This is a genomic window from Streptomyces sp. NPDC032091 (assembly GCF_055580265.1).
The window spans coordinates 114,712-140,631 of sequence record NZ_JBVILR010000019.1; the positions used below are offsets into that span (position 1 = coordinate 114,712).

General features: G+C 74.4%; 21 protein-coding genes, 1 tRNA gene, 1 pseudogene and 1 riboswitch. Of the genes and pseudogenes, 10 read left to right on the forward strand and 13 right to left on the reverse strand.

Annotated features, from left to right (window positions below; genetic code table 11):
- Nucleotides 1-65: 65 nt before the first annotated feature.
- On the forward strand, nt 66-1,481 hold the full coding sequence (locus ACZ5NJ_RS27400; protein ID WP_468768052.1) for an amino acid permease: 1,416 nt from the start codon (nt 66-68) through the stop codon (nt 1,479-1,481).
- 98 nt (nt 1,482-1,579) lie between these two features.
- On the opposite strand, the gene ACZ5NJ_RS27405 is transcribed toward ACZ5NJ_RS27400, so the two are convergent.
- Nucleotides 1,580-3,157: an RNA polymerase sigma factor gene (locus tag ACZ5NJ_RS27405; protein ID WP_468768054.1), complete on the reverse strand. Its 1,578-nt coding sequence runs from the start codon at nt 3,155-3,157 to the stop codon at nt 1,580-1,582.
- A gap of 247 nt (nt 3,158-3,404) precedes the next feature.
- Nucleotides 3,405-4,166 (reverse strand): class I SAM-dependent methyltransferase, encoded by a 762-nt coding sequence (locus ACZ5NJ_RS27410; RefSeq protein WP_468768055.1) that lies wholly within the window; start codon nt 4,164-4,166, stop codon nt 3,405-3,407.
- Between the two features lie 69 nt (nt 4,167-4,235).
- A riboswitch (ZMP/ZTP riboswitch) is annotated at nt 4,236-4,335 on the forward strand.
- Between the two features lie 74 nt (nt 4,336-4,409).
- On the opposite strand from ACZ5NJ_RS27410, the gene ACZ5NJ_RS27415 reads away from it, so the two are divergent.
- Entirely contained in the window at nt 4,410-5,255 is an 846-nt protein-coding gene (locus ACZ5NJ_RS27415; protein WP_468768147.1) for a bifunctional 5,10-methylenetetrahydrofolate dehydrogenase/5,10-methenyltetrahydrofolate cyclohydrolase, read from the forward strand.
- Between the two features lie 99 nt (nt 5,256-5,354).
- Here the strand turns inward: ACZ5NJ_RS27415 and ACZ5NJ_RS27420 are convergent, their stop codons facing one another.
- A complete protein-coding gene (locus ACZ5NJ_RS27420) occupies nt 5,355-6,839 on the reverse strand; it encodes an NAD(P)/FAD-dependent oxidoreductase (protein WP_468768057.1) in 1,485 nt (494 codons plus the stop codon).
- Between the two features lie 286 nt (nt 6,840-7,125).
- Nucleotides 7,126-7,947 carry a helix-turn-helix domain-containing protein gene (locus tag ACZ5NJ_RS27425; RefSeq protein ID WP_468768059.1) on the reverse strand — a complete coding sequence of 274 codons (822 nt, stop codon included), beginning with the start codon at nt 7,945-7,947 and terminating at the stop codon, nt 7,126-7,128.
- A gap of 183 nt (nt 7,948-8,130) precedes the next feature.
- Here ACZ5NJ_RS27425 and ACZ5NJ_RS27430 point away from each other — a divergent pair, with 183 nt between their 5' ends.
- Nucleotides 8,131-8,436, forward strand: coding sequence for a 4a-hydroxytetrahydrobiopterin dehydratase (locus ACZ5NJ_RS27430; RefSeq protein WP_468768060.1), 306 nt, complete (start codon nt 8,131-8,133; stop codon nt 8,434-8,436).
- A 40-nt stretch (nt 8,437-8,476) separates the two neighbouring features.
- Here ACZ5NJ_RS27430 and ACZ5NJ_RS27435 read toward each other — a convergent pair whose 3' ends face one another.
- From ACZ5NJ_RS27435 to ACZ5NJ_RS27450, 4 genes are all read right to left on the reverse strand, one after another.
- Nucleotides 8,477-8,968 (reverse strand): RICIN domain-containing protein, encoded by a 492-nt coding sequence (locus tag ACZ5NJ_RS27435; RefSeq protein ID WP_468768062.1) that lies wholly within the window; start codon nt 8,966-8,968, stop codon nt 8,477-8,479.
- Nucleotides 8,969-8,975: 7 nt separating this feature from the next.
- Nucleotides 8,976-9,818: an aldo/keto reductase gene (locus tag ACZ5NJ_RS27440; protein WP_468768064.1), complete on the reverse strand. Its 843-nt coding sequence runs from the start codon at nt 9,816-9,818 to the stop codon at nt 8,976-8,978.
- Between the two features lie 140 nt (nt 9,819-9,958).
- Nucleotides 9,959-11,782: an AMP-dependent synthetase/ligase gene (locus ACZ5NJ_RS27445; RefSeq protein ID WP_468768065.1), complete on the reverse strand. Its 1,824-nt coding sequence runs from the start codon at nt 11,780-11,782 to the stop codon at nt 9,959-9,961.
- A 130-nt stretch (nt 11,783-11,912) separates the two neighbouring features.
- The gene (locus tag ACZ5NJ_RS27450; protein WP_468768067.1) at nt 11,913-12,764 is read right to left on the reverse strand and encodes a LysR substrate-binding domain-containing protein; all 852 of its coding nucleotides are present in this window, start codon (nt 12,762-12,764) and stop codon (nt 11,913-11,915) included.
- A gap of 147 nt (nt 12,765-12,911) precedes the next feature.
- Between ACZ5NJ_RS27450 and ACZ5NJ_RS27455 the strand changes: the two genes are divergently transcribed.
- Nucleotides 12,912-13,964 carry a bile acid:sodium symporter family protein gene (locus ACZ5NJ_RS27455; RefSeq protein WP_468768069.1) on the forward strand — a complete coding sequence of 351 codons (1,053 nt, stop codon included), beginning with the start codon at nt 12,912-12,914 and terminating at the stop codon, nt 13,962-13,964.
- A 9-nt stretch (nt 13,965-13,973) separates the two neighbouring features.
- A complete protein-coding gene (locus tag ACZ5NJ_RS27460; RefSeq protein WP_468768070.1) occupies nt 13,974-14,399 on the forward strand; it encodes a (2Fe-2S) ferredoxin domain-containing protein in 426 nt (141 codons plus the stop codon).
- Here the strand turns inward: ACZ5NJ_RS27460 and fdhD are convergent.
- Nucleotides 14,396-15,256: a formate dehydrogenase accessory sulfurtransferase FdhD gene (fdhD, locus tag ACZ5NJ_RS27465; RefSeq protein ID WP_468768071.1), complete on the reverse strand. Its 861-nt coding sequence runs from the start codon at nt 15,254-15,256 to the stop codon at nt 14,396-14,398. The two genes, ACZ5NJ_RS27460 and fdhD, sit on opposite strands and share 4 nt — an antisense overlap.
- A 207-nt stretch (nt 15,257-15,463) precedes the next feature.
- On the opposite strand from fdhD, the gene ACZ5NJ_RS27470 reads away from it, so the two are divergent.
- The 3 genes from ACZ5NJ_RS27470 to ACZ5NJ_RS27480 all read left to right on the forward strand — a co-directional run bounded on the left by ACZ5NJ_RS27470 (nt 15,464) and on the right by ACZ5NJ_RS27480 (nt 18,406).
- Entirely contained in the window at nt 15,464-16,405 is a 942-nt protein-coding gene (locus ACZ5NJ_RS27470) for a beta-ketoacyl-ACP synthase III (protein ID WP_395510035.1), read from the forward strand.
- 182 nt (nt 16,406-16,587) lie between these two features.
- Nucleotides 16,588-16,672, forward strand: a tRNA-Leu gene (locus tag ACZ5NJ_RS27475).
- Nucleotides 16,673-16,753: 81 nt separating this feature from the next.
- Nucleotides 16,754-18,406: a serine/threonine-protein kinase gene (locus ACZ5NJ_RS27480; RefSeq protein WP_468768072.1), complete on the forward strand. Its 1,653-nt coding sequence runs from the start codon at nt 16,754-16,756 to the stop codon at nt 18,404-18,406.
- A 363-nt stretch (nt 18,407-18,769) separates the two neighbouring features.
- On the opposite strand, the pseudogene ACZ5NJ_RS27485 reads toward ACZ5NJ_RS27480, so the two are convergent.
- Both ACZ5NJ_RS27485 and ACZ5NJ_RS27490 read right to left on the reverse strand, forming a co-directional pair.
- Nucleotides 18,770-19,489 (reverse strand): annotated as a pseudogene (locus ACZ5NJ_RS27485) (IclR family transcriptional regulator domain-containing protein); the annotation flags it as partial.
- 800 nt (nt 19,490-20,289) lie between these two features.
- Complete coding sequence (locus ACZ5NJ_RS27490; protein ID WP_468768073.1) at nt 20,290-20,820, reverse strand: sigma-70 family RNA polymerase sigma factor; 531 nt, start codon at nt 20,818-20,820, stop codon at nt 20,290-20,292.
- A gap of 433 nt (nt 20,821-21,253) precedes the next feature.
- Here ACZ5NJ_RS27490 and metG point away from each other — a divergent pair, with 433 nt between their 5' ends.
- Nucleotides 21,254-22,969: a methionine--tRNA ligase gene (metG, locus tag ACZ5NJ_RS27495; RefSeq protein ID WP_468768075.1), complete on the forward strand. Its 1,716-nt coding sequence runs from the start codon at nt 21,254-21,256 to the stop codon at nt 22,967-22,969.
- A gap of 178 nt (nt 22,970-23,147) precedes the next feature.
- Nucleotides 23,148-24,347, forward strand: a complete 1,200-nt coding sequence (locus ACZ5NJ_RS27500) for a glycosyltransferase 87 family protein (RefSeq protein WP_468768076.1) — start codon at nt 23,148-23,150, stop codon at nt 24,345-24,347.
- A 32-nt stretch (nt 24,348-24,379) separates the two neighbouring features.
- Here ACZ5NJ_RS27500 and ACZ5NJ_RS27505 read toward each other — a convergent pair whose 3' ends face one another.
- Nucleotides 24,380-25,204 carry an SCO2583/SCO2584 N-terminal domain-containing protein gene (locus ACZ5NJ_RS27505; RefSeq protein WP_468768078.1) on the reverse strand — a complete coding sequence of 275 codons (825 nt, stop codon included), beginning with the start codon at nt 25,202-25,204 and terminating at the stop codon, nt 24,380-24,382.
- A gap of 99 nt (nt 25,205-25,303) precedes the next feature.
- Complete coding sequence (locus ACZ5NJ_RS27510; protein ID WP_468768079.1) at nt 25,304-25,846, reverse strand: DUF6245 family protein; 543 nt, start codon at nt 25,844-25,846, stop codon at nt 25,304-25,306.
- Nucleotides 25,847-25,920: the final 74 nt, after the last annotated feature.

Genomic DNA, 25,920 nt, shown 5'->3' on the forward strand with positions numbered 1-25,920 from the left:
ACTTCCCGGTGGTCAACCATGTGTTCACCTGCCCACCATGTGAGACATTCCGAGGCGCACCACCGATGACCAGCACCGCAGCCCCGCCCGCCGAGCAGAGCACCGCCCCCGGGGCCGCCGGAAACCATTCGCCGGTCACGCCCGGACAGGCACCCGCCCCGGCCGACCGCCACGCCCGCCGCTTCGGCCTCCCCGTCGCGATCTGCCTCGTCATGGGCAACGTGATCGGCGGCGGGATCTTCCTGCTCCCCGCCTCGGTCGCGCCCTTCGGCACCATCAGCCTGCTGGCCTTCGCCGTCCTGACCGTCGGCGCGGTCGCCCTCGCCCTGGTCTTCGGCCGCCTCGCCCGGCGCCACCCGCAGACCGGCGGCCCCTACGTGTACGTGCGCGCCGCCTTCGGCGACTTCGCGGGCTTCCTCGCCGCGTACAGCTACTGGATGACCGCCTGGGTCTCCAACGCCGCCCTCGCCGTGGCCTCCGTCGGCTACCTCGGCGTGCTCTTCCCGGCGGTCGGGGAGCACAAGTGGTCGATGTGCCTGGCCGCCCTCGCCGTCCAGTGGCTGCCGGCCCTCTCCAACCTGGCCGGGACCCGGTACGTGGGCGCGGTGCAGGTGGTCGCGACCGTCCTGAAGCTGGTGCCGCTGCTGCTGGTGGCCGTCGGCGGGCTGTTCTTCTTCGACCCGGCCAACCTCGGCCCCTTCCGGGCCACCGGTCAGAGCCCGGTCGGGGCGGTCTCCGCGTCCGCCGCGATCCTGCTCTTCAGCTACATCGGCGTCGAGTCCGCCGCCGTCAGCGCGGGCGAGGTCCGCGACCCGGCCCGCAACGTCGGCCGCGCGACCGTCCTCGGCACCGTCGGCGCGGCCACCGTCTACCTGCTGGGGACCCTGGCCGTCTTCGGCCTGGTCGCCCACGACAAGCTGGTCACCTCCCAGGCCCCCTTCACCGACGCCGTCGACACGATGTTCGGCGGCACCTGGGGCGGCACGCTGGTCGCCGGCGCCGCCGTGATCTCGATGGTCGGCGCCCTCAACGGCTGGACGCTGCTCGGCGCCCAGACCCCGTACGCGGCCGCCAAGGACGGACTCTTCCCGAAGGTCTTCGAGAAGAAGCAGCGCGGCGTCCCGGTGGCCGGCGTCCTCGTCACGGTCGTCCTGGCCTCGGCCCTGACCGTCTACAACTACACCGCGGGCTCCGCGGCGGTCTTCGAGTCCCTGGTCCTGATCACCACCTTCACGGCGACCGTCCCCTACCTGCTCTCCACCGCCGCCCAGCTGTACTTCCTGGCCTCGGGCCAGTCGGAACGGGTCCGGCGCGGACAGCTGGTCCGGGACGCGGTCCTGGCCGGAGTGGCCTTCGCCTTCTCCATGTGGCTGGTCGCCGGATCCGGGTACGCGGCCGTCTACCAGGGCGTCCTGTTCCTCTTCGCGGGCGTCCTGGTCCACGCCCTGATGTCCGCCCGCAAGCGCCGCGCGGCGGCCTGACCGGCCGGCTCACGAACGGCGGAATCCGGCGAAAACGGCGAAAACGCGGAGGTCCGCGCCGAACGGCGCGGGCCTCCGCTTTCGTGTGTCCCCGGGGATCAGTCCAGGTAGTCGCGCAGCACCTGGGAGCGCGACGGGTGGCGCAGCTTCGACATGGTCTTGGACTCGATCTGGCGGATGCGCTCACGGGTCACCCCGTACACGCGGCCGATCTCGTCCAGCGTCTTCGGCTGGCCGTCGTTGAGGCCGTAGCGCATGGAGACCACGCCCGCCTCGCGCTCCGAGAGCGTCCCCAGGATCGACTGGAGCTGCTCCTGGAGGAAGGTGAAGGACACCGCGTCCGCGGGCACGACCGCCTCGGAGTCCTCGATGAGGTCACCGAACTCGCTGTCGCCCTCCTCACCCAGGGGGGTGTGCAGGGAGATCGGCTCGCGGCCGTACTTCTGGACCTCGATGACCTTCTCCGGGGTCATGTCGAGCTCCTTGCCCAGCTCCTCCGGGGTGGGCTCGCGGCCCAGGTCCTGGAGCATCTGGCGCTGCACGCGGGCGAGCTTGTTGATGATCTCGACCATGTGCACGGGGATGCGGATGGTGCGGGACTGGTCGGCCATGGCGCGCGTGATCGCCTGCCGGATCCACCAGGTCGCGTACGTGGAGAACTTGAAGCCCTTGGTGTAGTCGAACTTCTCCACGGCGCGGATCAGACCGACGTTGCCCTCCTGGATCAGGTCCAGGAAGAGCATGCCGCGGCCGGTGTAGCGCTTGGCCAGCGAGACCACGAGGCGGAGGTTGGCCTCCAGCAGGTGGTTCTTGGCGCGGCGGCCGTCCTCGACGAGGATCTCCAGCTCGCGCTTGAACGCGGGCTTGTGGTCCTCCTCCTCTTCGAGCTTGTACTCGGAGAAGAGACCGGCCTCGATGCGCTTGGCGAGTTCGACCTCCTGCTCGGCGTTGAGCAGCGGCACCTTGCCGATGAGCTTGAGGTAGTCCTTGACCGGGTCGGCGGTGGCACCGGCCACCATGACGGTCTGCGCCGGAGCGTCGTCCTCGTCCTCGTCGGACAGCACGAAGCCCTGGCCGCCGGCCTTGGGGGCCTCTTCCTCGGTCTCGTCGGCGAGGTCCTCCACGGCCCATTCCTCGCCCTCGACGGCCGGGTTCTCGGCGTCGTCGGCGTCCTTGGCGGTGGTCTTCTTCGCGGCGGTCTTCTTGGTGGCCGTGGCCTTCTTGGCCGCGGTCTTCTTGACCGTGCGCTTCTTGGGCTCGGCGGCGGCCTCGGCCGACACCTCCTCCGCGGCGGCGGCCGACGGAGCGGATATCGCCGCGGCGGCGGCCGGGGCGGCGGCGACCGAGGCCTTGCGCGCGCCGATGGGGCGCGGCGCGGCCGCCTTCTTGGTCACGGTGCGGGCCGGGGCGGCGGCTGCCTTGCGGGGCTTCTTGGCAGCAGCCTTGGTGGCGGGGGCGGCGCTGACGTGGAGGGCGACACCCTCCTCGTCCAGGACCTGGTTCAGGCTGCGCAGGACCCGCTTCCACTGGTCCACCGGGATGCGGCCGGCCTCGAAGGCCTGGCGCACATCGTCACCGTTGATGTGACCCTGCTCGCGGCCGCGCTCGACGAGCGCGACGAGGGCCTCCGATTCGGCGATCTCCGGAGGGAACGTACGGGACGGGCTGAGCGACACAAGGAGCCTCTCGTTGCGAACAGATAAGGGGTGGGCGGGAATCATCGCGCGGACTCGGGAAACAGTCCCCGGAGGGGCTGTATTCCGGGGCCGCGCGAGGACACCTGTCGGTTCATCGCCCGCCCGAGTCGATTCGTTACGCGCTGAATTGAGTGACCTGCGCCACGCTGTGTCCGGGCAACCGATCCCGCGCGCTTCCGTCCGCGCCGGACCGGTGCCGGACGCGCCTCGTACGCACGCCCCCGCATCAGTCCGGTTTGCGGGCCTCGATGAGGAACCGGGCGGTGTGCGCGACGAACGGACCGTCGCGCTCGATCCGTTCGTGGAGCTCCCGCAGCCGGTCCCGGTACTGCCCGACCGTGAAGCCCGGCACCATCCAGATCACCTTCCTCAGGAAGTAGATCACGGCTCCGATGTCGTGGAATTCCGTACGCAGCCGCTCGGAGCGCAGGTCGACCACCTCCAGGCCCGCCTTCCCCGCGTCCGCCACCGCGTCGTCGGGGTGCCGGGCGCGCCGGACCTCCTCCGGCTGAGGGCCCAGGAAGTACTCGACCAGCTCGAAGACGCTGGCCGGACCGACCTGCTGCGAGAAGTAGGTGCCGCCCGGTCTCAGCACCCGGGCGATCTCCTCCCACCAGATGGTCACCGGGTGGCGGCTGGTCACCAGCTCGAAGGCCGCGTCGCCGAAGGGCAGCGGCGGCTCGTCGGCGTCCGCGACCACCACGGCGCCCAGCGGGTGCAGCAGCCGGGTCGCCTTCTCGATGTTCGGCGGCCAGGACTCCGTGGCCGCCGTCAGCGGCGGCAGCGGGCCCGCCCCGGCCAGCACCTCTCCGCCGCCGGTCTGGACGTCCAGGGCGGAGCGCACCCGGGACAGGCGTTCGCCGAGCAGCCGCTGGTACCCCCAGGAGGGGCGCTGCTCGGTGGCCCGGCCGTCGAGCCAGGAGAAGTCCCAGCCGTCCGCCGAGACGGATTCCGCCTCGGCGACGAGATGGTCGAAAGTGCGCGTCATGTCTCGATCGTCCCAGCATCGGCGCCGGTCATCCACCGGATAAACCGGTGGACGGTTCGATTACAGTGGAGGCAGGGCCGTGACTGGCGTTCGGGTGGATCACCACCGGGGAGCGGCCCGGCGTACGCACCTCCCCGTACGTCGACTGCCGCGCGCCTGGGCGAACCGCGATCCGCGACCAGCGATCCGCAGCGACGTTCAGGAGACCCCGTGACGACTGCCCCCTCGGCCACCGCCCAGCTCATGGACGGCACCGCCCTCGCCCGCCGCATCTCGCAGGAGACCGCCGCCCTCGCGGCGAAGATCACCGAGCGCACCGGCACCGCGCCCTGCCTGGCCACCGTCCTGGTCGGCGAGGACCCCGCGTCCGTCACGTACGTGCGCATGAAGCAGAACCGCTGCGCCAAGGCCGGGATCACCTCCCGCCACGTGGAGCTCCCGGCGGAGACCACCACCGAGGAGCTCGTCGCCACGATCACGGCGCTCTCCGAGGACCCCGCGATCAGCGGCATCCTGCTCCAGCACCCGGTCCCGCACCACATCGACGAGCGGGCCGCCTTCGAGGCCATCGCCCCCGGCAAGGACGTCGACGGGGTCACCATGCACTCCTTCGCCGCCATGGGCTTCGGCCTGCCCGGCTTCGTCTCCTGCACCCCCGGCGGCATCATGCGCCTGCTCGCCGAGTACGAGGTGGACCTCACCGGCAAGCACGCCGTCGTGGTCGGCCGCAGCGCGATCCTGGGCAAGCCCGCCGGGATGCTGCTGCTGGAGCAGAACGCCACCGTCACCTACTGCCACTCCCGCACCAAGGACCTGTCCTCGATCGTCCGCCAGGCCGACGTGCTGGTCGCCGCCGTCGGCAAGGCCGAGTTCATCCGGGGCGAGGACATCAAGGAGGGCGCGGTCGTCCTGGACGCCGGCTACAACGAGGGCAACGTCGGCGACGTCCACTTCGAGTCGGCCGCCGCCCGCGCCTCGCTGATCACCCCGGTGCCCGGCGGTGTCGGCCCGATGACGATCGCGGTCCTGCTGGAGCAGACCGTGCACGCCGCGGCCGCCCAGGCCGGCCTGGACCTCGCGGACCTCTGAGCCGCCGCACCCCCGTACGGCGGGCGCCCCGGACCTCCGCGGTCCGGGGCGCCCGCCGTGTGCGCGCGGGCGGCCGGGCCGCGTCGGGGCGGCCGCCGCTCAGGGGGCCTGGCCGACCGAGTCGACGGATCCCGCCTGTGCGGCCGGGCGCACCGGAGCGCCGCCGGTTCCGGGCCCGGGGCCCTTCGCCCGGCCGAGGCCCGCGACGGCCCGCTCCGCCGCCGTCAGCGGCGGCTCCTGGGACGCCCCCCGGTCCGAGGCCCGCAGCACGTGCCAGACCACCGGCGGGCGCAGCCAGCGGGTGGGCGCGCTGCTCATGGTGATGACGTCGAACAGCACGCCGGTCAGCGCCTCGTCGGTGGTGGCCCCCGTCATCAGCCGGTCCACGTACGCGTTGACCAGCCCGGCGCCCGCCCGCAGCTTCGTCCCGGTGGCCCCCGGGTAGAGGATGTCCTGCGAGGTGGCCAGCTCCCAGGCGGCGCCCACCGCCGGCGCGATCGCCCGCTGCGCCGCCCGGCCGATGCCGGGGTGGCCGAGCCCCTTGGCCCGCAGCAGGGCCCGGACGGCCAGCAGCGACTGCGCCGCCACCGACATGCCCTGCCCGTACAGCGGGTTGAAGGTGGCGACCGAGTCGCCGACGGCGAAGAACCCGTCGGGCAGCGGCGCCTTCTCGAAGAAGACGCGGCGGTTGGCGGTGCCCGGGGTGACGGCCACGTCGGTCAGGGGCTTCCGGCCCTCCAGCAGTTCGCCGACGATCGGGTCGCGGACCCCCTTGGCGAACGCGACGAACAGGTCCGGGTCCCCGGTCGGCTGGCCGCCCCGGGTGCCGGACAGGGTGGCCTGCCACCGACCGCCCTCGATGGGAACGATCGTGGCCGTCTGCCCCGGTACGGGAACCCGCGGATCGGACTGGACGTTGACGATGGGGAAGCCCGCCTCGTGGGCCCCGGCCGGGGCCTCGAAGACCCGCGTCGCGTAGACGAGTCCGGAGTCCACCTCGGCCTGCCGGATACCGGACACCCCGAGCTCCCCCAGCCAGGCCGGGGCGCGCGAGCCGCGTCCGCTCGCGTCGACCACCAGGTCGGCGCGCACCAGCCGGTCCCGCTCCTCGGGGGTGTCGACGCGGACGCCGGTGATCCGGGCCGCCGTGCCCTCCAGCCCGCTCACCCGGCTCTCCTGCAGCAGGGTGACCCCCGGCAGCCCCCGCACCCGGGCGCGGACCACCGAGTCGAGGAGGTCGCGGCTGCAGGAGATGTTGAACTGCTTCTCCCGGCAACGCGGGATCCAGCCCTGGGCGGTCTTGGTGACCAGGTCGGTCGGCAGGCTGCGGCGCAGGGCGCCCGCGCCGGTCCAGGCGTCGATGACCCCGGGCAGGATCCGCTCCATGGCACGCGCCCCGCCCGACCACAGCAGATGCGTGTGCCGGCCCTGGGGGAGCCCGCGGCGCGGGGCCGGCCCGTCGGGCAGCCGGTCGGCGTCGATCACGGTGACCGTGGCGTGTTCGGCCAGCACGGCGGCGGCGAGGAGGCCGCTCAGGCTGCCGCCGATGACGACGGCGTGGCGGGGCGCGGAGGACTGGTTCATCGTGTCGGGCTCTCTGTCTCGGGCCGGGCCGGCCGCGTGGCGCCGGGCCGCCGCACGGTCCGCGTGGTCCTCATGGGCCTGCCCTCCGGCGGTGTGGGATCGGGAGGCGGCTCGCACCGGGTCATTCTCCACATGTCGACAAGACGTTCGGTCTGGTTCGTCCGCAGCGCAGCCTAACCGCCGCTCCCGTCGCCCAACCAGCACCTTCCACAAATGCGGTCACGGGCGCACCCGCGTCCGGCGCACCGCCTCGGCCTCCGGGGTCATCGCCCCCCGGCCCCGGCGGTCACCCCAGGGTGCGCAGGTACTTCGCCGTCGCCGGGTCCGCCGGCAGGAAGGTCTCGACGGCCAGTTCGGCGACGGTCACGTCCATCGGCGTGTTGAAGGTGGAAACGGACGACACGAACGACAGCAGCCGCCCGTCGTGTTCGATCCGCAGGGGCAGCGCGATGGGCGGGACGGCCTCGTCCGGCTCGGCGTCGCCCGGCTCGGCGTCGCCCTGCCGCTCCGCCACCGGGTACGCCGCCACCTCCTCGTACAGGGCACGCAGCGGCGCCGACCGGGCCGGCGCCATCTGCCGTTCCATCTGGCCCAGCAGATGGGCCCGCCACCGGCGCAGGTTGCGGATCCGCGGGGCGAGCCCCTCCGGGTGCAGGGTGAGCCGCATCGCGTTCGGCGCCGGCGCCAGCAGGTGCTCCGCCACCCCCTCCAGCAGCATCGCGATGCCCCGGTTGGCGGCGATCACCGTGTACGTCCCGTCCACGACCAGCGCCGGGTACGGCTCGTAGCCGGTCAGCAGCCGCTCCAGGCCCTCGCGCAGGGCGCCCAGGGACGGGTCGTCGAGCGGGGTGTGCGGGTAGCGGGGCGCGTAACCGGCCGCCAGCAGCAGGGCGTTGCGCTCCCGCACCGGCACGTCGAGGTGGCCGGCCAGCCGCAGCACCATCTCCTCGCTGGGCCGCGAGCGGCCCGTCTCGATGAAGCTGATGTGCCGCGAGGAGGAGTCGGCACGGCCCGCCAGCTCCAGCTGGCTGATCCCGCGCCGCACCCGCCACGCGCGCAACAGGGGGCCCACGGAACCGGCGCCGCCCGCCGAGGTCGAGGTGGTCATGAACACGACGTTAGCCGAGGGACGCCGTCCCGGCCGGACGCGTCCACCGCCCGGACGGCGCGCCCGGCGGTCCGGGAAGTACCCGGGCGCCCCGGCGCGGGAAGGGTTCACTCCGGCACGCCCCGTGGAAAACTGACTGCACATCACGGACGTGGACGAGCAACGAGCCCGAGGAGGCCGCCGATGCCGAGCGAACCGCTCTCGCAGAAGGAGATCGAGGACCGGCTCCGGGAACTGCCCGGCTGGGCCTTCGAGGAGGACCGGATCCTGCGCACCTACCGGGTGGGCAGCCACCGCGCCGCCAGCGCGCTCGTGGCCCACATCGCCGTGGTCCAGGACGAGTTGAACCACCACTCCGACCTCACCCTCGGCTACGACACCGTCCGCCTCGCGGTGAACAGCCACGACGCCGGCGGCCGCGTCACCGAGAACGACTTCGCGCTGGCCGAACGCGTCGAGGCCCTCGCCCCCGCCCACGGCGCGGCCTGACCGCGGACCGGTCGGCGGGCCGGCCCGGCCCCGGCGGGGGTCAGGCCGGCTCCAGCCGCCACCACTGCGACGGGGAGTCGGTGTCCTCGCCCTGCCGGGCCCGCCCCTCTCCGTCGGCCTCCAGCAGCAGCCCGCTGATGCACGCCACCAGCGAGACCACGCCCGGATCGTCCAGGTGCTCCTCGACGATCCACTCCTGGGCCCCGAACGCGTTGGCCCGCCACACCTGGACCCGCGCCCCGCTGTCCGTCGACGCGTTCGCGACGTCCAGGCGGCGGCCGTTGTCCTCGCTCACCACGTGGAAGACCCCGGCGCCGCCGTGCGTCGGCGCGAGCCGCCACCGGCGGGCGGCCTCCGGCGCGGGCGGCCCGTCGGGGCCCACCCGCACCCGGGAGGCGCCCTCCAGCTGGAGCACCAGCCCGCTGCCGGCGTTGCGGATCAGGTAGACCCCCTCCCGGGGGCCCGGGGTGCGGTCACGGCCGGAAGCGCCCGAGGAGGCGGCGGAACCGGCGGAGCGGGGAGCGTCGTCCACGACCGCTTCAGACGTCGAAGACGGCGGGGTCCGGACCGATGCGGCGCCCGTCGGCGCCCAGGGCGTCCAGCGCCGCGAGGTCCTCGGAGTCCAGCTCGAACCCGAACACGTCCAGGTTCTCGCGGATCCGGGACGGGGTCACCGACTTGGGGATCACGACGGTGCCCCGCTGGAGGTGCCAGCGCAGCACCACCTGCGCCGCGCTGCGCCCGTGCCGGGCGGCCACCGCGGTGACCGCGGGGAGCTCCAGCAGCTCCTTGCCCTGGCCCAGCGGGGACCAGGCCTCGGTCGTGATGCCGAGCGAGGCGTGCAGCTCGCGCAGCTCGGCCTGCGGGAACAGCGGGTGCAGCTCGATCTGGTTCACCGCCGGCACCAGGGGGCTCTCCGCCCGGAGCCGCTCCAGGTCCGCCGGGCGGAAGTTCGACACGCCGACGGCCCTGGCCCGGCCGCTCGCCGCGATCTCCTCGAAGGTCTTCCAGATGGCGAGGAAGTCGTCGCGCATCGGACGCGGCCAGTGGATCAGGTACAGGTCGACGTGGTCCAGGCCCAGCCTGCCGAGGGAGTCGTCGAAGGCGCGCAGCACCGCGTCCCGGTCCCAGCGCCGGTCCGGCCCGTTCCACAGCTTGGTGGTGACGAACAGCTCCTCGCGCGGCAGCCCCGACCCGGTCACCGCCCGGCCGGTGCCCCGCTCGTTGCCGTAGACGGCCGCCGTGTCGACGCTGCGGTAGCCGGCCTCCAGCGCCGTCCCGACGACCCGCTCCGCCTCGTCGTCGGGCACCTGCCAGACGCCGAAGCCGAGCTGGGGCATGAGCGTGCCGTTGTTGAGCTTGATCTGGGGGACCTGGTTCACGGTGGGTGTTCCTCGGGCTCGGGGCGCGGTGGCGTACGGGGGGCGACAACCGGCCACCCGTACCCCGTATTCCCGCCGCCGTACCCCGCCGCACGACACCACCCGGACGGCGTAGCCCGCGCTGCTGCGGCGTGGCGGGGTCAGGCGGGGTAGAGGCCCGCGATCTCCCGGGCGTACGCCTTCTCGATCGCCCGGCGCTTGAGCTTCAGCGAGGGCGTCAGCAGCCCCCGCTCCTCCGTGAACTGCCCGGCCAGCACCCGGAAGGCGCGGATCTGCTCGGCCTGCGAGACCAGGGTGTTGGCGGCCACCACCGCCCGCCGCACCTCCGCCGTCAGCGCAGGATCGCCCACCAGCTGCTCCGCCGGCCGCTGCGGCAGCCCGCGCATCGACAGCCAGTGCGCCATGCCCTCCATGTCCAGGGTGACCAGCGCCGCGACGAACGGCCGGTCGTTGCCCACCAGGACGCACTGGGACACCAGCGGATGCGAACGCACCCGTTCCTCCAACGCCGCCGGCGCGACGCTCTTGCCGTTCGAGGTCACCAGGATCTCCTTCTTGCGCCCGGTGATCGTCAGGTAGCCGTCCCCGTCCAGCCGCCCCAGGTCACCCGTCGCCAGCCAGCCCTCGCGCAGCACCTCCTGGGTGGCCCGCACGTCGCCCAGATAGCCGGAGAAGACGTGGGGGCCGTGCAGCCACACCTCCCCGTCCTCGGCGATGTGCACCGTGGTGCCCGGGATCGGCGGCCCCACCGTCCCGTACTTGACCGCCCCCGGCGGGTTCGCGGTGGCCGCCGCGCAGGACTCCGTCAGCCCGTACCCCTCGAAGACCGTGATCCCGGCGCCGTCGAAGAACAGGCCCAGCCGCCGCGACATCGCCGACCCGCCCGACATCGCGTGCAGCACCCGCCCGCCCAGGGCCTCCCGCACCTTGGCGTACACCAGCTTCTCGAAGAGCCGGTGCTCCATCCGCAGCGCCGCCGAAGGTCCCGGACCCGTCCCGAAGGCCTTCTGCTCCCGCGCCTCCGCGTACCGCACGGCCGTCTCCACCGCCCGGTCGAAGGGCCCCGTACGCCCCTCCGCCTCCGCGGTGCGCCGCGCCGCCGCGAACACCTTCTCGAAGACGTACGGCACCCCCAGCACGAACGTCGGCCGGAAGGCGGCCAGATCGGGCAGCAGTTCCGAGGAGGCCAGCGCCGGCTGGTGCCCGAGCTTGACCCGGGCCCGGACGGCGGCCACCTCGACCATCCGCCCGAAGACGTGCGCCAGCGGCAGGAACAGCAGGGTGGAGGGCTGCTCGCCCGGCCCGGCCCGGAAGACCGACTCCCAACGGGCGACCAGCGTGTCGGCCTCGAACATGAAGTGCGCGTGGGTCAGCACGCACCCCTTGGGGCGGCCCGTGGTCCCCGAGGTGTAGATGACGGTGGCGACGGCGTCCGGGGTCACCGCCCGCCGGTGCCGGTGCACCACGTCCTCGTCCACCCCCCGCCCGGCCTCCACCAGTTCGGCCACCGCGCCCGCGTCCAGCTGCCACAGCAGCCGCAGCCGCGGCAGCCGCTCGATCACCGAACCGACCGTCATCGCCTGGTCCTCGTCCTCCACGAGACACCCGGTGCAGGAGGAGTCGGACAGGATCCAGTGCACCTGTTCCGCCGAGGACGTCGGGTACACGGGGACGGGCTGGGCGCCGATCGCCCACAGCGCGAAGTCGAACAGGGTCCACTCGTAGCGGGTCCGCGCCATCACCGCGACCCGGTCCCCGAACCGCACCCCCTGCGCCAGCAGCCCCTTCGCCAGCGCGAGCACCTCGCCGGCCAGCTCCGCCGAGGTCACGTCCCGCCACCCCCCGGCCGTCTTGCGTCCGAGCACCACCCGCCGCGGGTCCTGTCCGGCATGCTCGAAGACGACGTCGGCCAGGCCGCCCACCGGCGAGCCGCTGACCACGGGCGGCACGGTGAACTCGCGCAACACTGCCTCCTTGGGTCCCGGGCGCCGAGACGCTACCCCACCGGCCCCGCCCCCCGGCACCCCTGAGGAAACCTCCACAAGATCCCCTCGCACGGAACCCCGCCCCACCTGCGGATCCGAAGGAGACGACCTACGCCGGCCGGCTCAGACGGTCGCCGCCCGCCAGCACCGCCGCCGCCAGGGCCTCCGCCGCGGGCGCCGGGCGGCGGCCCTGCAGCAGGGCGAACTCCACCGGGCCCAGCTCCGGCAGCCCGCCCACGCGCACCAGCCCCGGCGGGATCAGCCCCCGGGTGTGCGCCATTACCCCCAGCCCCGCACGGGCCGCGGCGATCAGACCGCTCAGGCTGCCGCTCGTACAGGCGATCCGCCAGGCCCGCCCCTCCCGCTCCAGCACCTCCAGCGCCCGCGCCCGGGTGATCCCCGGCGGCGGGAACACGATCAGCGGCACCGGACGCTCCGGGTCCAGCCGCAGCCCCTCCGCCCCGATCCACACCATCCGGTCCCGCCACACCAGCCGGCCCCGCTCGTCCCCCGGCCCGCGCCGCTTGGCCAGCACCAGGTCGAGGCGGCCCTCGTCCAGCCGCTCGTGCAGGATCCCCGACAGCTCGACCGACAGCTCCAGGTCCACCTCGGGGTGCTCGTGCCGGAACCCCTCCAGGATCTCCGGCAGCCGCGTCAGCACGAAGTCCTCCGAGGCACCGAACCGCAGCCGCCCGCGCAGCCGGGTCCCGGCGAAGAACGCGGCCGCCCGCTCGTGCGCCTCCAGGATCGTGCGCGCGAAGCCCAGCAGCGCCTCCCCGTCCTCCGTCAGCGCGACGCTGTGCGTGTCCCGGGCGAACAGCGGCCGGCCCGTGGCCTCCTCCAGCCGCCGCACGTGCTGGCTGACCGTCGACTGCCGCACCCCCAGCCGCCCTGCGGCCTGGGTGAAGCTCAGCGTCTGGGCCACGGTGAGGAAGGTGCGCAGCTGGACGGGGTCGTACATGCCCCCACCCTACGGCGCCGTCATCGCACCTCGCGATGGCAGTCAGTGCGGTGTGCGGGTTTCCCGATGACCGGTGCGGCGGCGACGATGGAAGCGCCCCGCCGCCACCGGGGCACCCCCGCTTCCGACAGCAAACGAGCACCGCCCATGCGACGCCCCCGCCTGCCCGCCCGGCTCCCCCTGGACCCCTACGTACTGGCCCTGCTCGCCACCGTCGGCCTCGCCGCGCTGCTCCCGGCCCGCGGCCCCGCCGCCACCCTCGCCGACGGCGCCTCCACCGCCGCCGTGGCCCTGCTCTTCTTCCTCTACGGGGCCCGGCTCTCCACCCGCGAGGCCCTCGACGGCCTGCGCCACTGGCGCCTCCACGCCACCGTGCTGGCCTGCACCTTCCTGCTCTTCCCCGCCCTCGGCCTGGCCGCCCGCGCGCTCGTCCCCACCCTCCTGACGCAGCCCCTCTCCAACGGCCTGCTCTTCCTCTGCCTGGTCCCCTCGACCGTCCAGTCCTCCATCGCCTTCACCTCGATCGCCCGGGGCAACGTCCCCGCCGCTATCTGCGCCGGCTCCTTCTCCAGCCTCGCCGGCATCGTCCTCACCCCGCTGCTCGCCGGGGCCCTGCTCGGCGGTGACGCCGGCGGCTTCTCCCCGGACTCCCTCCTCAGGATCGTCGTCCAGCTGCTGCTGCCCTTCCTCCTCGGGCAGCTCCTGCGGCGCTGGGTCGGCGGCTTCCTCACCCGCCGCAAGAAGGTCCTCGGCTACGTCGACCGGGGCTCGATCCTCCTCGTCGTGTACGCGGCCTTCAGCGCGGGCATGGCCGCCGGGGTCTGGCAGCGGGTCAGCCTCCCGCGCCTCGGCGCGCTGCTGGCCGTGGAGGCCGTGCTCCTCGCCGTCATGCTGCTCGTCACCTGGTACGGCTCCGCCCGCCTGGGCTTCGGCCGCGCCGACCGGATCGCCATCCAGTTCGCCGGGTCGAAGAAGAGCCTGGCCGCCGGACTCCCCATGGCCAGCGTGCTGTTCGGGGCCCAGGCCGCACTCGCCGTGCTGCCGCTGATGCTCTTCCACCAGATGCAGTTGATGGTGTGCGCCGTGCTGGCCCGGCGCCGCGCCCGCGACCCGCTGGACCCGGACGGCACCCAACTCCCCGTCGACCGTGTGGCGGAGGTCTCGCCCCGCCCCCAACACCCCGCACCGCCGGGCCGGTAACGTGCGGCGGTGACCTGGATACGCCCGCTCGCCGCCCATGCCCCGCGCCCCTGCACCCTCGTGGTCTGCCGGGGCTGCTGCTGCGGGGACCCCCGCAAGAACCCCGGCACCGACCACGCCGGCCAGCTCGCCCGGCTCCGCGAGGCCGCCGACGCCTCCGGCGGCCGGCTGGCCGTGCGGACCAGCGACTGCCTCGGCCCCTGCGAGCGGGCCAACGTGATCGTGGTCCAGCCCACCACCGAGGCCCGCCGCCGGGGCGCCCGCGCCGTCTGGTTCGGCTGGGCGCTGGACGACACCGCGACGGACGAGATCATCGCCTGGGCCGAGTCCGGCGGCCCCGGCGCCACCCCGCTCCCGGCCACCCTCGACCTGCACCGCATCGACCCCCCGGAGCCGAAGCCGGCCGCCACACCCCGCCGGGGCCGCCGGCGCTAGGAGGCCGGCCGGGCCGCCGCCTCGGGGGCGGGCAGGAGGACGCGCTCCTCACCCGCGTAGATGTTCATGTCCGGCCCCCGCAGGAAGCCCACCAGCGTCAGCCCCGCGTCCGCCGCCAGGTCCACCGCCAGCGAGGACGGCGCCGACACCGCCGCCAGCACCGGGATCCCGGCCATCACCGCCTTCTGCGCCAGCTCGAAGGAGGCCCGGCCCGACACCAGCAGCACCGCCCCGGCCAGCGGCAGCAGCCCGGCCTGCAACGCCCGTCCGACGATCTTGTCCACCGCGTTGTGCCGCCCCACGTCCTCCCGTACGTCGAGCAGCTCGCCCTCCGCCGAGAACAGCCCGGCGGCGTGCAGCCCGCCCGTGCGGTCGAAGACCTTCTGCGCCGCGCGCAGCCGGTCCGGCAGCTCCGACAGGAGGCCGGCGCGGACCCGTACCGGATCCGCCGCGAGCCCGGGGAAGCGCGTCGCCGTGCGCACCGCGTCCAGGCTGGCCTTGCCGCACAGCCCGCAGGAGGAGGTGGTGTAGACGTTCCGCTCCAGCGTGATGTCCGGGACCGGAACCCCGGCGGCCAGCTGCACGTTCACCACGTTGTAGGTGTTGGAGCCGTCCTCCGTGGCCCCCTCGCAGTAGGTCACGGCCTGGACGTCCGAGGCCCGCGCGAGCACGCCCTCGCTGACCAGGAAGCCCGCCGCCAGCGCGAAGTCGTCACCCGGGGTGCGCATCGTGATGGCCAGCGGCTTGCCGTTCAGCCGTATCTCCAGCGGCTCCTCGGCGACCAGGGTGTCCGGCCGGACACCGGCCGCCCCGCCCCGGACCCGTACGACGCGGCGCCGCTCGGTGACCCGTCCCATCGCGATCAGCCCGCCTGTTCCGTCCTCATCGTGTACCTGACGAGGACATTCTCCCGGATCCGGGACGGGTCCGGTCTCCTGGCTGGAAGATGCTGGGAATTCTCCAAATTCCGATGGCCCAATCCTGTTGGGTTACACGCACACGTACTCATCAGTAGCAGGAGAAGGTGAATGATCCTGACTGCCGTACAAAGGGGGATCCCGCCCATGACCGGTTCACGCGTGGTGGCGCTTGGGCACTACCAGCCCGCGAAGGTGCTCACCAACGAGGACCTCGCGGCCATGGTCGAGACCAGCGACGAGTGGATCCTCTCCCGGGTCGGCATCAGGACCCGGCACATCGCCGGCCCCGACGAGCCGGTCGACGAACTGGCCTACCAGGCCGCCGCCAAGGCGTTGGCCAACGCCGGCCTGACCCCGCACGACATCGACCTCGTGCTGGTGGCCACCTCCACCGCCATCGACCGTTCCCCCAACATGGCCGCCCGCGTCGCCGCCAAGCTGGGCATGACCAGCGCGCCCGCCGTGATGGACCTCAACGTCGTCTGCTCGGGCTTCACCCACGCCCTGGCCACCGCCGACCACGCCATCCGCTCCGGCTCCTCCACCCGCGCCCTGGTCATCGGCGCCGACACGATGGCCGGGATCACCGACTGGACCGACCGCACCACCTGCGTCCTGACCGGCGACGGTGCCGGCGCGGCCGTCGTCGAGAGCTGCCCCGACCGCGCCATCGGCCCCGTGCTGTGGGGCTCGGTCCCCGAGATGGGCCACGCGGTGCGCATCGAGGGCACGCCCCCGGTCTTCGCCCAGGAGGGCCAGTCCGTCTACCGCTGGACCACCAGCCGGCTGCCCGCCCTCGCCCGCAAGACCTGCGAGAAGGCCGGGATCACCCCCGAGGACCTCGCCGGGGTCGTCCTGCACCAGGCCAACCTGCGCATCATCGAGCCCCTCGCCGCGAAGATCGGCGCCGTCAACGCCGTCGTCGCCCGGGACGTCGTCGACTCCGGCAACACCTCGGCGGCCAGCATCCCGATGGCCCTCTCCAAGCTGGTCGAGCGCGGCGAGATCCCCTCGGGCTCCCCGGTCCTCCTCTTCGGCTTCGGCGGCAACCTCTCCTACGCCGGCCAGGTCATCCGCTGCCCGTAGCGGACCGCGCCCCCGCGCCCACCCCGGACCGGGGGTGGGCGCCGTCGTCTCCGGCCCCGGAGCATGCCCGCAGGTCAGCGCGGCGTGGCGGGCCGCCGGCCGGACCGGATACCTGGTCGGAGCGGCGCCGATCCTTTGCTATGGTTGTCCATGTCGCCGCGGGAAACCGGGGCCGACCACCGGTCCGGGTGGCGGAATGGCAGACGCGCTAGCTTGAGGTGCTAGTGCCCTTTATCGGGCGTGGGGGTTCAAGTCCCCCCTCGGACACAGTGAGAGAACCCCACTTCGGTGGGGTTCTTTCTGCGTTCCGGACGGAGCCGGGGTGACCGGATCCGCCCTTGCGGCATCATGGCCCTGACCAGGTCGAGGGGGAGCAGCGTGCCGCAGGACCAACCGCGCAACGAGGTCGTGATCGCCGGGCGCTACCGCCTGGGGAAGAGGCTGGGCCGGGGCGGCATGGGGACCGTCTGGCAGGCCTCCGACGAGCTCCTGGGCCGCGCGGTCGCCGTCAAGGAGCTCCACGTCGGCGAGGGCAAGGCGACGACGGGGGCCCTGCGCGAGGCGCGCACCGTCGCGCAGATCAAGCACCCGCACGTGGTCGTCGTGCACGACGTCGTCGAGGACGACGGCCGGCCGTACATCGTCATGGAACTCGTCGAGGGCGGCTCGCTCGCCGACCGCCTCACCGCCGGCGGCCCGCTGGACGCCGGCGAGACCGCCCGCGTCGGGCTCGCCCTGCTCGGCGCCCTGAACGCGGCGCACGAGCGCGGGGTGCTCCACCGCGACGTCAAGCCCGCCAACGTGCTCCTGGAGGCGGGCACCGGCCGGGTGGTGCTCACCGACTTCGGGATCGCCCGCCTCGCCGGCTCCACCACCATCAGCGAGACCGGCGCGTTCGTGGGCTCGCCCGAGTACACCTCTCCCGAGCGGATGCAGGGGGCCGCCGCCGGCCCCGCGTCCGACCTGTGGTCCCTCGGCGCCCTGCTGTGCGCCGCGCTGACCGGCGCGTCCCCCTTCCACCGGGACTCGCTGGGCGGGGTCCTGCACGCCGTCGTCCACGACGAGATCAGGCCGCCGGTGCAGGCGGGACCGCTGGCCCCGCTGGTCCGGGGCCTGCTGGACCGCGACCCCGACCGCCGGCTCGGGGCGGCGGAGGCCGAGCGGATGCTGTCGGCGTACGTGACCACCGGCAGCCTCCCCCAGGTCGGGCCCGCCCCCGGCCCGCGGCCGCCCGCCGCCCCGGCCGGGTACGCGCCGACCGCCCGCGCCACCACCCGGACCGGTCCCGCACGGCCGCCTGCGCACCGGACGGCCCTGCGCGCCGGGCTCGTCGCCCTGCTCGTCGCGGCGGCCGTCATCGGCGCCGTGGCCGTGACCTCCCGGCTCTCCGGCCCGGCGGGCGGCGGGGGACGGGCGGCCGCGCAGGACGACCGCCCCGCCCCGTCCTCCGCCGCGACCGCCTCCGCCCCGCGGTCCCCGGCGACCGCGCCGGCCGGGGTCACGGCGACGGCGACGGCCACGGTGACCGCGACGGCTCCCGCCCCGGCCGCCAAGCCCGCGCCCGCCGGCTACCGGACGGTGGCGGACCCCGAGGGCTTCGTCCTCGCCGTACCCCAGGGCTTCCGGCGCACCACCGACGACCAGCGGGTCTTCTACGTCTCCGCCGACGGCGCCTTCCGGATCGGCATCAGGACCGGGCCCGCGTCGTCCGGCGGACCGCTCGCCGCGATGCGCCGCTCCGACGCCGACGGCCCCTCGACCAACCCCGGCTACCGCGCCAACACCGTGGTCCCCGCCACGCACGGTGGACTGCCCGCCGCCCTGTGGGAGTTCACCTGGAACGGCTTCACCGCCGCCGAGGGGGCCCGGCACACCTACGACCTGTGCTGGGACGAGCACGGCCGCGCGTACGACGTCTGGGTGTCGGCCCCCGTCGGCCGCCTCGCCCAGGCCAGGGAGTACTTCGACACCGCCCTGGAGTCCTTCGTCACCCGCGGCTGAACCCCCGCCCGCCCCCGCCGCCCGCCCCCGCCGCCCGCCCCGGCCGCCCGCCCCCGCGCGGACCCCGGGCCGTCAGGTGCGCAGGACCACCAGCCCCTCCTGGGCCGGCAGGCTGCCGGGAGCCAGGGGGCCCAGGGTCTGGGGGAGCGCCAGGCGCGGCCCGTCGCCCTCCGGGAGGGTGCCGAACAGGTACGCCGCCCCCGAAGCGGAATCACTGACCAGGTGCGGGCCGGCGGCGGTCGCCGTGAACCGGGTCAGCGGGGTGCGGAAGAGCCGGCCCAGGTGGCGCAGGGTCTCCGGGGTCGGGGCCCCGGCCGCGGGGGGCGGCGCCTGCGCCGGGGTGTCCGGGGGGATGGCGCCCGACAGGAGCAGGGCCAGCAGCACCGGCACCGCCTTGCGGCGCAGGGCCTCCGTCGCCTCGCGCAGGCGGTGGGCGTGCGTGGCGGGCAGGGAGAGCGCCAGGCTCCCGGCGGCACCGCCCGTGGCGATGGGCACCGCCGAGCAGACCACCCCGGGGGAGTACTCGCGCAGGTCGAAGACCGGGGCCCCGGGGGCCACCGCGTCCAGGGCACTGAACAGGGCCCGGCTGTCGGTGATGGTGTGCGGGGTCAGCCGGGCCGGGCGGTGGCGGGCCACGTGGTCGGCCCGGACCCGGGGGTCGAGCTGGGTCAGCAGGCACTTGCCGACGGCGCTGGCGTGCGCGGCGGCCCGGAAGTCCACCCACTCCCGCACCGGTGGGGCCCCCGGCCCGTCCGCCATCTGGGTGATCCGGACCTCGCCGTCGGCGTACCGGCTGAGGTAGACGGCGGCGCCCGCGCTGTCCCGCGCCAGCGCCAGGGTCCGCTGGAGCTGGTCGGCCAGGCCCCCGCCGCCCGGCGCCGCGAGCCGGTCCAGGGCCGGCCCGGCCGCGTACACCCCCGCCCCGGGGCGGTAGGCGTACTCCTCCTCGCAGAGCAGGGCGAGCAGCGGCCGCAGCGCCGCCTCCGTGAGCCCGGACTTCCGCGCCAGCTGCCCGGCCCGCACCCCCAGCGGGTGCCGCTCCAGGACCCGAACGACGTCCAGCGCGCGCCGCGCCTGCTCCAGGGCCCCGCCGGTGCCGCCCCGGACCGCCGTCCCCCGCGCGGCGGCGGCCGGCGCGGGCCGGCGCGGCGCGATCGCGGCGGGACGCGGCCGGTCGGCCGGGAGCGGGGCCGGCGGCAGGAACGCGGCCAGCACCCCGGGCAGCTCCGCCCGGGGCACCGGCACCGGGCCCAGATCGGGGTCCTCGCACTGGTCGACGTACCGCAGGACGGCCGCCTGGGCGCACAGCCGGACCTCGCGCAGCTCCCGGCGGCCGCCCGGCCTGAAGCCCCGGCGGCCGAGCTCGCGGGCCCAGTGGCGGGCGTCGTGGTGCTCGCCGCACCGGGAGTGGTCGAGGAAGAGGCAGTAGGCGGCGGGGGCGGTGCGCGCGGCGGCGGACCCGGCGGCGAACTGCCACCAGAACCGTGCGCCGTCCCGCAGCCCGGACAGGTGCAGCAGACAGCCGAACACGACCGCCCCGGGCAGGTCGGCGTGGCCGTCGTCCACGAACCGGCGCAGGTCGGGGCCGGCGTGGGGGTCGCAGACCACGGCGAGGCAGACGGCCTTGAGGTCCCGCCGGGCCCGGTCCGAGTCCAGCGGGCAGTCCCGGGAGGGGTCGCTCCAGCCGAAGGGGCGGCGCCGGCCCCGGGCGGCGGCCGCCGGGGCGCCCGAGGAGCGGGGGAGGCGCAGCAGGCGGGCCTCGGCGGCGCCCAGGTCGTAGTGCGGGTAGCGGTCGCGCACGCCCGCGCGGAGCAGGAACTCCGACAGGGCCCGGGGGGCCCCGCCGCGGCTCCCGTCCGCGCCGGTGCGGTCGTCGGCGGGGCTCATGACTCGGGGGCGGCGTCGAGCAGCCGTGCGAGGCGCCGGTGGGCCTGGCCGAGCTGAGAGCGGACGGTGGCCTCGTCGACGCCCATGACGGCGGCGGCCTCGCCCGGGGTGCACCGGAGCCCGTAGCGCAGCATCACGGTGTCCCGCTGCCGTTCGGCGAGGCGGGAGACGGCCCGGTAGAAGCGGATGGTGTCGGTCAGCACCTCGTACCGGTCGGGGTGGGCCTCTTTCAGGGCCGCCTCGAAGGCGCTGATGTCCATCGGCTCGGGCCGGCGCAGCCGGGGGTCGCGCCGCTGCTGCCAGTCCACGATGCGCTGCTTGAGCACGGTCCAGGCGTAGGCGTCGAGGCGGTCCATGTGCAGCATGCGGAGCCATTCGTGCATGATCGAGTCGAAGGTGGCGTCCACCGCGTCCTCGGCGTCCGCGTCGGAGCCGAGCTGGAGGTACGCGAAGCGCATGTACGCGGGCCGCCGGTTGGTGTGGAAGGCCCAGTACGACAGGCGCGCGGTCGGGTTCCACTGACTCATGGGCGTCGGCTGCCGCCGCCGGCTGGGCAGTCCCACGGCCCCGCCGGACTCCTCCGGTCCGCCATCGTTCACCGTTCCCCACCTCATCCCCTGGTGCCGGTCCATGAGAGCAGTACCGGCGCACTCGGGGGGCGTGGAGGAGGAAGGTGAAGGGATTACGTTGGGCGGTGACCGTTCGTGAACGATGTCGATCAGGCGGAGGGCCCGGCGGCCCGTACGCATATCCCCTCGGCACGTACCCGCCCGCGGCGCGTCGGCGCAGGCCCGGCGGGGGTCCGCGTCCGCCCTCCGGATACCGGTCGGGGTCCGCGCCCGCGGTTCGATACGATGAACCGCCTCACCATGCGTATCCGGCACGGCACGCCCCGGCGGGCCGCCGCCGCGCGGATCCGCGTGGATTCCGTAGAAATGAACTGAAATGGAGCATCCGAGGATGGCTCGACACCTGATCACCAGCGCGCTTCCCTACATCAACGGGATCAAGCACCTGGGCAACATGGTCGGGTCGATGCTTCCGGCGGATGTGTACTCCCGGTACCTCCGCCAGCGCGGCCACGACGTCCTGTACATCTGCGCCACCGACGAGCACGGCACCCCCGCCGAACTCGCCGCCAAGGAGGCCGGGATCTCGGTCGCCGAGTTCTGCGCGCAGGCCCACGACGCCCAGAAGGCGGTCTACGACGGCTTCGAGCTGTCCTTCGACTACTTCGGCCGCAGCTCCTCCGCGCAGAACGCCGAGATCACCCAGCACTTCGCGCGGCGGCTCCAGGCGAACGGCTTCATCGAGGAGCGCGCGATCCGGCAGGTGTACTCGCCCGCCGACGGCCGCTTCCTGCCGGACCGCTACGTCGAGGGCACCTGCCCGCACTGCGGCTACGACAAGGCCCGCGGCGACCAGTGCGAGAACTGCACCCGCGTCCTGGACCCCACGGACCTGATCGAGCCGCGCTCGGCCATCTCCGGCTCCACCGAGCTGGAGGTCCGCGAGACCAAGCACCTCTTCCTGCTCCAGTCCAAGCTCCAGCACGAGGTCGAGGCCTGGGTCGCGCGGCACGAGGAGGAGTGGCCGCAGCTGGCGTCCTCCATCGCCCGCAAGTGGCTGACCGAGGGCCTGCACGACCGCGCCATCACCCGCGACCTCGACTGGGGCGTCCCGGTCCCGGCCGACACCTGGCCCGAACTGGCCGCCGAGGGCAAGGTCTTCTACGTCTGGTTCGACGCGCCGATCGAGTACATCGCCTCCACCAAGGAGTGGGCCGACGCCGACCCGGCCGGCCGCGACTACAAGTCCTGGTGGTACGAGGCCGAGGACGTCCGCTACACCCAGTTCATGGCCAAGGACAACGTCCCGTTCCACACGGTGATGTTCCCGGCCACCGAGCTCGGCACCCGCGAGCCCTGGAAGAAGGTCGACTACGTCAAGGCCTTCAACTGGCTGACGTACTACGGCGGCAAGTTCTCCACCTCGCAGAAGCGCGGCGTCTTCACCGACCAGGCGCTGGAGATCCTCCCGGCCGACTTCTGGCGCTACTTCCTGATCGCCAACGCCCCCGAGTCCGACGACTCCTCGTTCACCTGGGAGCACTTCGCGGCCACGGTCAACAAGGACCTCGGCGGCACCCTCGGCAACTTCGTCAACCGCGTCCTGACCTTCTCCCGCAAGAAGTTCGGCGACGAGGTCCCGGCCGGCAGCCCCGCCGGCGAGGCCGAGGCCAAGCTGGGCGAGCAGATCGCCGAGCTCCTCGCCGAGTACGAGGGCCACATGGAGACCCTCCAGTACCGCAAGGCCGCGGCCGCGCTGCGCGCCCTGTGGTCCGCGGGCAACGCCTACCTGGACGAGAAGGCCCCCTGGCTGGAGGTCAAGACCGACCTCGACGCCGCCGCGCTCACCCTGCGCACCGCGATGAACCTCATCCACCTCTACTCGGTGGTCTCCGAGCCGTTCATCCCGGCCTCGGCGCGCGCCATGCGCACCGCGTTCGACCTGCCCGCCGACACCGCGACCTGGGTGACCCCGGAGCAGGCCCGGGCGCTGGACGCGGTCCCGGCCGGCACCCCGTTCACCGTGCCGCCGGTGCTCTTCGCCCGCGTCACCGAGGAGGACCTGGAGTCCTACCGCGAGCGCTTCGGCGGTTCCCCGGAGGCGTAAGGCCCCCGATCCCGCCGCCCGAAGGGCGCGACCCCGCCGGGGCCGCGCCCTTCGGCATGTCCGGCGGCGGCCGGGGCCTTCGGCACGTCCGGCGGCGGCCGGGGTAGGGAAAACCCGACCGTGAAAGCTCCGCCCAGGCGTGCAGACCCGGCCGGGGCCGCGCGGCTGGAATGGGCCCATGACCCCTTCCCGTACCGCCCGGTGGACCGCCGGCTGGCTGCTCGCCGCCGCGTGGGCCCTGTCCTTCCCGCTGTTCTCCACCCTGGCCCCGCACCGCCTGTGGGGCTGGTGCGCGGCCGCCGGATACCTGGCCGCCGCCGCGGCCACCGCCCTCGGCCGGCGCCGGGAGGCGCTCGGCGCGGCCCTCCTCGGCGCCGTCGCCGTCCCCCTCCTGTACCTGGTCCTGACCGGGCAGGGCCAGTCCGAGGTCGCCGTGATCGCACGGTCCGGGCGGCTCCTCCTCGACACCGGGAAGACGTACGTGGAGCACCCCGCCGACGTCGGCGCGTACACGCCCTACCTCCCGGCCATGTCCCTCCTCGGCGTCCCCCGCGCCCTGCTCGACGGCGGCTCCGGCGAGGGAGGGGGGTGGGCGGTCCGACTCCTGGGCGATCCCCGCATCTGGTGCGCGGCCGTCCTGTTCGGCGGCATGCGGGCCGGCCGCCGCCTCCTCGGCGCGGCCCCCTCACCCCTGCTCCCGCTGCTGGTGGCTTCGCCGGTGGTGGCACTTCCGCTGGCGGTGAGCGGGGTCGACCTGCCGCTGGCGGGGCTGTGCTGCCTCGCCCTCGGCGCGGCCGCCTCCGGCCGCCCGGTCCTCGCCGGGGCGGCCCTGGGGGTGGCGTGCGCCCTCAAGTGGACGGCGCTGCCCGCGGTGGCGGTGGCGGCGGCCCTGCTCGGCTCCCGCTCCGGCGCCCGGGCGGCGGTCCGCTGCGCGGTGGCCGCGGGGTCGGTCACGGCGGCGCTGGTGCTGCCGGGCGCCCTGCTCCAGCCGGCGGAGCTGTGGCGGCAGGTGTTCGCCTTCCCGACGGGCCGGGCCGAGGTGGCGACCCCGGCGGGCAGCCCGCTGCCGGGGCACCTGCTGGCGGAACTCGGACCGTGGGGCTGGTACCTGACGGTGGCGCTGCTCGTGCTGGGCGGCCTGGGCGTGGCCCTCTCGCTGCGGGTGCGCCCGCCGCGCACGGTGGCCGCCGCCGCGGACCGGCTCGCGCTGGGGCTGACCCTGGCCTTCCTGCTCGCCCCGGCGGGGCGCTTCGGCTACCTGGCGCTGCCCGTACTGCTGGTGGTCTGGGCCCGGTCGGCCGTCCCCGCCGGCCCGGTCCCCTCACGGGTGGTGGCCCGGTCGGGGGCCCGGGGGCCGCGTCCGGCGCCGGCCCGCTGAGCGGGCCGGGGGGAGGGGGCCGGCGCTGGGGGTCAGGGCGCGCCGGTGCCCTCGTACTGCCTCACCTTCCCGTCGACCGCCCCTTGCAGGGGGCCCAGCCGCTCCACCAGCTGCTGGAAGTCGGCGGTCCGGCCGTCGGACCACTGCCCGAGCCCGACCACCATGACCCGGCCGACGCCCGTGAAGGACTGCACCAGTCCCGCTCCGGGCCCCAGGACCGCGAGGCCGGATCCGGGTGGCGGGTCCTGCGCGCCCACCTGGTGGTCGTCGAAGGCCGTCGTCAGCCCTGTCACCACCCGCAGCGTGTCCCCGGGGTCCTCCATGGTGAAGACGGCGACGGTGAACCGGTTGTCCTGCGCGTCCTTGTAGAGCGCGACCTGCTCGCCGACGCAGCCCTTGCCCTGCGCGATCATCGCGGCGAGGCGGGGGCCCACGGAGTCCCGCTCGGTGCAGGAGGCCTGCACCTTCGCACCGACCCGCAGGAACCCGCCGCCGGCCCCGTCCGGGACCTCGGCGGGGAACACGTCGGCCAGCGGGACCATCGGCCGGCCGGCGGCGGCCGCAGCGGCGGCGGTCGCAGCGGTGGCGGCCGGCACGGGAGCGGCCGTCTTCCGAGGCCTGGCCGTCACGCGCTCCTCGTCGGACGGGTCCGTCATCCTCAGCGTGACGAAGGCCAGGGCCCCCATCAGCAGGCACAGCCCGAGGATGATCGGCCACGTCCGAGACCGCCCCCGCGCGGCGGGCTCGTGGATCGAGGCGGCCCGGACGAAGTCCTCGTCGAGGACCACGTTCCACTTGTCGTCGTCCGGTCCGTCCGGGCCGTCCGCTCCTGGGGGCATCGCATCGTTCTTCGGCACCCTGAGACCCTAGTGAGCGCTCCCGCCGATCTGAACACCCCCAGGTCACAGCCTCGTCACTATGCGGCCCCGGGCCTTGTGCGCGAGCGGTCGCGGCGCCTATCCTCCGATCGACTTCACCAGGGTGTCGGCGTGCTCGTGGGCGGTCCTCAGCAGTTCCCGGGCCGCCTTCATCATCGCGAACTGGGAGATGATCGTCGCCTGGTCGCCGGCCGCCACCGCCTTGTCGACCGTGCCGATCACTCCCAGCAGGATGTGCAGGGCCTCGGCGGCCTGCGCGGCCGAGACCACGGCCGGCCCGGCGTCCGGGTCGCTGGCGATCCAGTGCATCGGCAGGCCCGCCCGCCGGACCTGCCAGCCCAGGAAGCCGATCTGCCGGGCCGGGTCCTCCCAGGCGCCGGCGGCCTTCAGCTGCTCGCACCACGTGTCGACCAGCGTCTCGGTGTCCACGCTCTCGTCGACGAGCTGCGCCTGTGCCTGCACCGCACCCAGCAGGGTGTTCAGCAGCAACAGCCGGTGGCGGTCGGGGCCGCCGTCCCCCGCGTCGCCCGCGTCCGTCGTGCCGTTGCCGCCGGGTATCCCCAACGCGGCCAGCGCCGCGCCGATCTGTTCCTCCGTCACCGGAGTGATCTCGCTCGTCATACCGGCACGCTACCCGCCGCCGGGCGGCTGCGGGAGATCAACAGGGGGTCAAAATGCGGTGGTTGTCGGTCCGG

Coding starts and splice junctions, on each gene's coding strand:
- ACZ5NJ_RS27400 (WP_468768052.1), top strand. CDS start 66: ATGACCAGCACCGCAGCCCCGCCCGCCGAGCAGAGCACCGCCCCCGGG.
- ACZ5NJ_RS27410 (WP_468768055.1), bottom strand. CDS start 4,166: ATGACGCGCACTTTCGACCATCTCGTCGCCGAGGCGGAATCCGTCTCG.
- ACZ5NJ_RS27415 (WP_468768147.1), top strand. CDS start 4,410: ATGGACGGCACCGCCCTCGCCCGCCGCATCTCGCAGGAGACCGCCGCC.
- ACZ5NJ_RS27420 (WP_468768057.1), bottom strand. CDS start 6,839: ATGAACCAGTCCTCCGCGCCCCGCCACGCCGTCGTCATCGGCGGCAGC.
- ACZ5NJ_RS27425 (WP_468768059.1), bottom strand. CDS start 7,947: ATGACCACCTCGACCTCGGCGGGCGGCGCCGGTTCCGTGGGCCCCCTG.
- ACZ5NJ_RS27430 (WP_468768060.1), top strand. CDS start 8,131: ATGCCGAGCGAACCGCTCTCGCAGAAGGAGATCGAGGACCGGCTCCGG.
- ACZ5NJ_RS27450 (WP_468768067.1), bottom strand. CDS start 12,764: ATGTACGACCCCGTCCAGCTGCGCACCTTCCTCACCGTGGCCCAGACG.
- ACZ5NJ_RS27455 (WP_468768069.1), top strand. CDS start 12,912: ATGCGACGCCCCCGCCTGCCCGCCCGGCTCCCCCTGGACCCCTACGTA.
- fdhD (WP_468768071.1), bottom strand. CDS start 15,256: ATGGGACGGGTCACCGAGCGGCGCCGCGTCGTACGGGTCCGGGGCGGG.
- ACZ5NJ_RS27470 (WP_395510035.1), top strand. CDS start 15,464: ATGACCGGTTCACGCGTGGTGGCGCTTGGGCACTACCAGCCCGCGAAG.
- ACZ5NJ_RS27480 (WP_468768072.1), top strand. CDS start 16,754: ATGGCCCTGACCAGGTCGAGGGGGAGCAGCGTGCCGCAGGACCAACCG.
- ACZ5NJ_RS27490 (WP_468768073.1), bottom strand. CDS start 20,820: ATGAGTCAGTGGAACCCGACCGCGCGCCTGTCGTACTGGGCCTTCCAC.
- metG (WP_468768075.1), top strand. CDS start 21,254: ATGGCTCGACACCTGATCACCAGCGCGCTTCCCTACATCAACGGGATC.
- ACZ5NJ_RS27500 (WP_468768076.1), top strand. CDS start 23,148: ATGACCCCTTCCCGTACCGCCCGGTGGACCGCCGGCTGGCTGCTCGCC.
- ACZ5NJ_RS27510 (WP_468768079.1), bottom strand. CDS start 25,846: ATGACGAGCGAGATCACTCCGGTGACGGAGGAACAGATCGGCGCGGCG.